At 67.5% G+C, this 6,255-nt stretch carries 7 protein-coding genes; 2 read left to right on the top strand and 5 right to left on the bottom strand.

What is annotated here, in order from left to right:
- From WB461_RS06620 to WB461_RS06600, 5 genes are all read right to left on the bottom strand, one after another.
- Positions 1-856: sensor histidine kinase (locus tag WB461_RS06620; protein WP_423851934.1), on the bottom strand; the 856-nt coding region annotated here is incomplete at its 3' end.
- Positions 857-953: 97 nt separating this feature from the next.
- A complete protein-coding gene (locus tag WB461_RS06615) occupies positions 954-2,570 on the bottom strand; it encodes a M4 family metallopeptidase (protein WP_423851933.1) in 1,617 nt (538 codons plus the stop codon).
- A gap of 97 nt (positions 2,571-2,667) precedes the next feature.
- Positions 2,668-3,279, bottom strand: coding sequence for an energy-coupling factor transporter transmembrane component T family protein (locus WB461_RS06610; RefSeq protein WP_423851932.1), 612 nt, complete (start codon positions 3,277-3,279; stop codon positions 2,668-2,670).
- Positions 3,276-3,974, bottom strand: a complete 699-nt coding sequence (locus WB461_RS06605) for an energy-coupling factor ABC transporter ATP-binding protein (protein WP_423851931.1) — start codon at positions 3,972-3,974, stop codon at positions 3,276-3,278. The genes WB461_RS06610 and WB461_RS06605 overlap by 4 nt, the downstream gene beginning before the upstream one ends.
- On the bottom strand, positions 3,971-4,570 hold the full coding sequence (locus WB461_RS06600; protein ID WP_423851930.1) for a biotin transporter BioY: 600 nt from the start codon (positions 4,568-4,570) through the stop codon (positions 3,971-3,973). Before WB461_RS06600 ends, WB461_RS06605 begins: the two co-directional genes overlap by 4 nt.
- Positions 4,571-4,664: 94 nt before the next feature.
- On the opposite strand from WB461_RS06600, the gene WB461_RS06595 reads away from it, so the two are divergent.
- Together WB461_RS06595 and WB461_RS06590 are read left to right on the top strand one after the other, a co-directional pair.
- Positions 4,665-5,243: a TetR/AcrR family transcriptional regulator C-terminal domain-containing protein gene (locus WB461_RS06595; RefSeq protein WP_423851929.1), complete on the top strand. Its 579-nt coding sequence runs from the start codon at positions 4,665-4,667 to the stop codon at positions 5,241-5,243.
- Between the two features lie 116 nt (positions 5,244-5,359).
- Entirely contained in the window at positions 5,360-6,124 is a 765-nt protein-coding gene (locus tag WB461_RS06590) for a hypothetical protein (protein WP_423851928.1), read from the top strand.
- Positions 6,125-6,255: the final 131 nt, after the last annotated feature.

Raw genomic sequence — 6,255 nt, 5'->3', positions numbered from 1 at the left:
CCTCGAGCCCGTGGCGCACCGCGTTCTCGACGAGCGGCTGCACGGACAGGAACGGCAGCTTGACGCTGAGCACCTCCGGCGCCACGCGGGTGACGACCCGGAGGCGGTCGCCGAACCGCGCCTTCTCGAGCACGAGGTACCGCTCGATGGAGCGGAGCTCCTCGGCGAGGGTCGTGAACTCGCCGTGCTGGCGGAACGAGTACCGGGTGAAGTCGGCGAACTCCAGCAACAGCGTGCGAGCCCGCTCGGGGTCGGTGCGCACGAACGACGCGATGGCGCCGAGCGAGTTGTAGATGAAGTGCGGCGATATCTGGGCCCGCAGTGCCCGCAGCTCTGCCTCCATCAGGGCCGTGCGCGACTCCGACAGCTCGGCGAGCTCGAGCTGGCTGGACATCCAGCGGGCCACCTCGGTCGTCGCGCGAACGAGCCCGGCGGAGGCCTCGTCACTGATCACCACGATGCTGCCGACGACCCGCTGCTCAACCGACAGTGGTGCCACGATGACTCGATCCGAAGCCTGCGTCGTCCCCCGGGCGAGGGCATCCGACGTCAGGGCCTCGACGTCCACCTCGCGTCGTGGTCCGCCCCAGGCGAGCGGGCCGTGCATGTCGGTGATCGCCACGGTGGAGGTGCCCAGCAGCGCGCGGACGTGGGGGATCGCCCGGGTCGCGCTGTCCCGGTCGAGCCCGAGACGCAGAGCTGGTGCGGCCAGCGAGGCGGTGTGCAGCGTCCGGTAGGTCGCCCGGTCTGCTGGTGACCCGAGCGCGCGGCGTCGGGTCAGGAGCCGCCAGCGGACGAAGGCGGCCGTCGCAACGAGCGCCACGGCCACCACGGCCGCCGTCCTGAAGTTGTCCATCGGCAGACGCTACCGCGAAGCGGTGAGCGAGGTGCGATGGACCTGTGCCGGCTGGCGCCGTCCGGTGGCCCCTCCGAACGGCGCCAGGCTCGACGGGTCAGCTGACGCTGACTGCGCTCCATGCCGCGCCGACGGCGGCGTACTGCGAGCTGCCGGTGCCGTAGAGGTCCTTGGCTGCGTTCAGCGTCGCAGTCCTCGCACCGGAGTAGGTCGTGCCCGACGTCATGTAGACCGTCAGCGCGCGGTACCAGATCGCAGCGGAGGCCGTGCGGCCGATGCCGGCGATCGTGGAGCCGTTGCACGTCGGTGAGTTGTGGGAGATCCCGTTGATGGTCTTGGCGCCCGAGCCCTCTGCCAGCAGGTAGAAGAAGTGGTTGCCGATCCCCGACGAGTAGTGCACGTCGGCCTGGCCGGCGGTGACCGACCAGCAGTCGTACGACGAGCCGTCCGACGAAGGCTTGTCCATCCGGCGGAAGCCCACGTGCTTCTTCAGGTCGAACTCCTCGCCGATCAGGTAGTCACCCGGATCGGAGGCATTGGCGGCATAGAACTCCACCATCGTCCCGAAGATGTCTGAGGTTGCCTCGTTGAGGCCGCCGGACTCCCCCGAGTACGTCAGGTTGGCGGAGTTCTCGGTGACGCCGTGGCTCATCTCGTGCCCGGCGACGTCCAGGGAGGTGAGCGGCCCGTAGCTGACGCCGTCGCCGTCGCCGTAGGTCATCTTGGTCCCGTCCCAGAAGGCGTTGACGTAGTTCTGGCCGTAATGGACCCGGTTGTACGAGCCGTTGCCGTTACCGAAGATGCCGTTGCGACCGAAGGTGGTCTTGTAGTAGTCCCAGGTCGTGTCGGTGCCGTACTGCGCATCGACGGCGGCCGACTCGCGGCTGCTGTTGTTGCCGGTGCCGAAGTGGGTGTCAGAGCTGCTGAACATGGTGCCGCTCTTGCAGCCGGCACTGAAGATCTGGCAGAGGAGTGAATCGGTGCCGTTGTTCATGTCAGTCGTGTAGGTGTTGCCCCGCGTCGGATCCTTGAGCTGATAGCTGCTCCCCGACTGCGTGAGCTGCAGAGGCACGGTGCCGCCGTAGAGCGAGTCGCCGTCGCCGTCCACGGTCTGGATCCGCTCCTCGGAGCGGAGGACCTTCCCGCTTCGAGCGTCGACGTAGCGGTCGAGCCGGCTGGGAGTGCCGTCCTTCTGCGTGCCTCCCGTGGTCACGAGCCATGTGAGCCGCGGGGTGGCCGACGTGGCGTCGACGACCAGCTCTGGCTTGGTTGCCCGAGCGGCAGAGGTGCCGAGGCTCCTCAGCGCTGAGGTTGCCGAGAGGGCCGGGGTGGACGACAGATCCAGGCGCTTCTGGAGCGTCTGCGAGCTGCCGGTGAAGGCGCCCGTCCCGGTGCGGTGAACCACGAGGTCACCGCCGACGACTCGGAGGCCGTCATAGGTGCGCCGCATCCGTACGTGCGTTGCACCGTTCGAGTCGAGGAGCGCGCCGGTGACGACGAGCTTCTGCTCATCGCCGACGAGAGTCGCTGTGTCGTTCGACCGCGCAGCCGCCACGGCGGCGCGGGCCGTGGAGCTGTCCTTGGCGATGGGCCGGGTCGAGCTGACCCGGTCTCCCCGATCGTCCGGTGCTGCCGTGGCTGACGGGATTCCTGCCGTCAGCATGGCAAGGGTTGCGAGTGCGGCTGTGGCGCCGACTGCATGAGTGGTGCGCATTGCATATCCCCCGATGTGCGTGCGTCACCCGAGGAAGTCCCCCGAGCATCCGCGTTCTCGGAGCCTAGAGGGAGAGGCCACCGTCTGTAAACGGCCTTCAGTCGTCCCCAATGCCGCGGGCCTGCAGCGCGGCACCGGTGTCGTAGGCCCGGGCGACCGTGCGGATCGCCAGCGGCACCAGGAGCGCACGGGGATTGCGCTCGAGACCCCGTGCTCGCGCCGCGTCGTGGGTCTCGTGCGCGATCTCGAGGATTCCCGGTATCGCGCGGATCATCAGCGAGAACGCCAGTGCCACCCGCTCGGGGTTGACGCCGATCGGACGCAGCGGACCGAGCCCGCGGGTGATGGTGTCGAGCATGGAGTCGATCGAGGTGGTGGCGGTGAAAACCAGGGCCACGACGATGACGGCAACGAGTCCGGCCACGACGTGAACCGCGGTGGGCCAGCCACGCTGCCAGACCTGGAAAGCCGATACCAGGACGATCACCAGCAGGAGGGGGCGCAGGGCGCGAAGGGTCCCTCGCAACGGCATCCGCACCCACCAGGCGAGCAGCAGCGCGACCGCGAGGAAGGCCAGGGCGGTCCACATGCCGGGTACCACCACGGTCCCGAAGCTGAAGACGGCCAGGACGCCGAGCTTGGGCCCGGTTGGAAACCGGTGCACCCAGGTCGTCCCAGGCCGGTAGTTGCCGAGCAGGAACTGGCTCATGGTTCGACCAGTCCGCGGTAGTACGACACCGCCTCGACGGGGGCCCCGTCGAACACGATGCGGGCACCATCGACGACCAGCACCCGGTCGCATCGCGCTGCGAGGCTCAGGTCGTGGGTCACGAGCACAACCTGTTGACGGAGCGAGAAGATCTGATCGGCGATCAGCCGGGTATTGTGCAGGTCGAGCAGGGTCGTCGGTTCATCTGCGACGACGATCTCTGGATCGGTCGCCAGCACCCCGGCCAAGGCCAACATCTGCTTCTGCCCGCCGGACAGTGCGTGCACGCTCGTGTCCGCCTTGTCGACCAGTCCGATCTTCGTGAGGATCTCGCGCGCCCGTTCCGCCCGCAGCCGTTTGTTCTTGACCGACCGGCGCAGCGACAACGCGACATCCTCGATGCAGGTGGGCATCACGAGCTGGGCGTTGGGATCGGTGAACACGAACCCGACTTGTCGGCGGACCGCGGCACCGTCACGCACCGTGTCGAGGCCATTGATCGTGACCCGGCCGGCCGTCGGCTCGATCAGACCGTTGAGCAGCCGTGCCACGGTCGACTTGCCGGACCCGTTGCTGCCGATCAGTCCGATGTGGCGTTCGGTGAGATGCAGGGTCGTTGAATGCAGGATCGTGAGGTCGCCATCGGGTGTGGCCACCGACACGGCGACCTCGTCAAGCGTGATGCCGCTCGTCACGCCCGGCGCTTGGCGACCAGCTGGGGGAAGGCGCGGACAACCGCGGCGGCGACGATCGCGGCGACAACGCCCTTGATGATGTCGGCAATGAAGAATGGGGTCGCGTAGCCCCAGGCGACACCCAGTCCCACGTCGAGCTTGATCGCCATCCCGATCGTGCCGAGCGTCCCCACGACGGCGACCGTGACGATCGCCGCAGTGATCGAGACCACGGCTGTGAACGCGGCTGGGTTGGTGCGCGCGACCCGGCTGGAGACCAGACCGACGATGAACGCGGCGATCGGGAACGCGACGAGGTAGCCGGCGCTGACGCCGACCCATACCGAGGGACCCCCGTGGCCTTGGGCGAAGATCGGCACGCCGGCCGTGCCGACTACGAGGTAGAGCAGCACCGCGAGGAAGCCGCGCCGGGCGCCGAGGGTTGCGCCGGCCAGGAAGATCCCGAACATCTGCAGCGTGAAGGGGACGCCGACCCCGGTGACGTTGAAGGCGGGCAGGATCGCGCAGACCGCGATCAGGGCGGCGAAGGTGGCGATGAGCGCGAGGTCCGTCGTCGAGACGGTCTGTTTGCGGGGGTGGGCGGTCGTGCTGGTCATGGGGTCTCCTGGTGGCAGCACCTGAACGGTGGTCAGGTGAACGCCGTTCAGGTTAGCCTATAGGCTGGCGGCGCGGTCAATCCTGGAGGTCTGTGTGCGACATCACCGCTCTGACGTCGTCGAGCGTGCGATCGACGTCCTCGACATGTACGGGCTGCCCGACATGTCGATGCGACGCATCGCCTCGGAGCTGGGGCTGCAGCCCAGCGCGCTCTACCACCACTTCGCCAACAAGCAGGCACTGCTGGCAGCAGTCGCCTACGAGCTGCTCGTGCGGGGCGCTCGCGTGAGCGTGGTCGGGACGCCGTGGGACGAGGCCGTGGTGGCGTTGGGTCACGAGTTGCGCGACGCGATGCTGGCTTACCGGGACGGGGCCGAGCTGATTGCCACGGCGCACGCATTCGGTCTGGGAGTCCAATCGCCCCTGGACCGGATCGCGACCGCCCTGGTGGAGGAAGGCTTCGATCCGGAGCTCGCGCGAGGCGCCTCGACGACGATCGTGCACTTCGTGTTCGGTCATGTCTACGACGAGCAGACTCAGTTGCAGGCCGCCAGTGCGGGCGCCATCGACGGCGCACCGCTGACATCCGCTGGCGCGCAGTCGTTCGAGCACGGGCTGGCGCTGATCATCGATGGATCGCGCCTGCGACGGCAGGTCCCCGAGTCTCGCTAGCCCAGAGATGGCCCGTCGTGGCCATGCGGAAACTGCCCGTAATGGCCATAACTTTGATCCGCTGGGTTCGGTTTCCAATGCGGGGCCATACAACGGGGGCCAATCAAGGAGTAACGATGCTTCTACCTCGCTCGCTCGCTGCAGCCGCTCTGGCAGCAGTCGTCTCGCTGGCCGGCACCGCCGCGGTCGCCGACACCTTCTACAACGATCTCGACGTGACGGTCGATTCGGTGTACGAGACCATGAATCTCACCTATGACACTGCCAACTCAGCAGGTACGACCGGAAGCACCGTGATCGCGCTGCAGATCGACGGCAAGAATGCAGGGGACCATCCGGGTTGCAACATCCAGGGTGGGCCGCACTATGTCGCGCTCAACGCCACCAGCAGCAACACCGCGGTCGCAACCGTAGCGCTGTCGAACGACGGGGTCTTCGACGTCTGCAGCGACACGGTGCTGGCGACTGTCACGTCGCAAGGCGTCGGCGGCGCCGATGTGACGTTCGCAGTCGACAGTGCGCGAACCAACAACGACCCGCATCTGACCTTCAGCGTCGTCGAGGCCCGCTTCCGCGTCAACGTGAGTGAGGGCAGCGGCAACGTCGTCACCGGCTGCGACGCAGACCCGGCCGCACCCGCCTGGGCAGCAGCGATCCTGCAGAAGAGTGGTGTCAAGAACAAGACCGCGGTCAAGAACTACGTCTCGCAGATCGCTGCGGAGATGGGCCAGGGTGCAACGTTCGCCGGATTCGTCAAGAATGCCCACCCACAGTACGAGAACGCCGTCCACGACCGATTGGTCGTGCTGACCGGTCGCAGTTTGGCCTCTGCGGCCAGCTCGGCCCGCCCGGGCTGGGTCTGCACGGTCCTGACCAGCTGATTGATCCGCAGGCGAGGTCCCGGGAGCGGTGCTCCCGGGAACTCGTCGTTTCAGGGGTGTCGGGCGGCGCTTTCAGGTGAGGTTGCGAACGGATCCGGCGTACGACGAGCCCGGGAAATCGCTCCGCGATG

It is taken from the genome of Aeromicrobium sp., assembly GCF_049587115.1.
Taxonomy (GTDB): Bacteria; Actinomycetota; Actinomycetes; order Propionibacteriales; family Nocardioidaceae; genus Aeromicrobium.
This window is presented reverse-complemented; position numbering and strand designations above follow the sequence as displayed.

What these genes read in the sequence shown, in the direction of transcription:
- WB461_RS06615 (WP_423851933.1), bottom strand. Translation starts at nt 2,570, where the DNA reads ATGCGCACCACTCATGCAGTCGGCGCCACAGCCGCACTCGCAACCCTT.
- WB461_RS06610 (WP_423851932.1), bottom strand. Translation starts at nt 3,279, where the DNA reads ATGAGCCAGTTCCTGCTCGGCAACTACCGGCCTGGGACGACCTGGGTG.
- WB461_RS06600 (WP_423851930.1), bottom strand. Translation starts at nt 4,570, where the DNA reads ATGACCAGCACGACCGCCCACCCCCGCAAACAGACCGTCTCGACGACG.
- WB461_RS06590 (WP_423851928.1), top strand. Translation starts at nt 5,360, where the DNA reads ATGCTTCTACCTCGCTCGCTCGCTGCAGCCGCTCTGGCAGCAGTCGTC.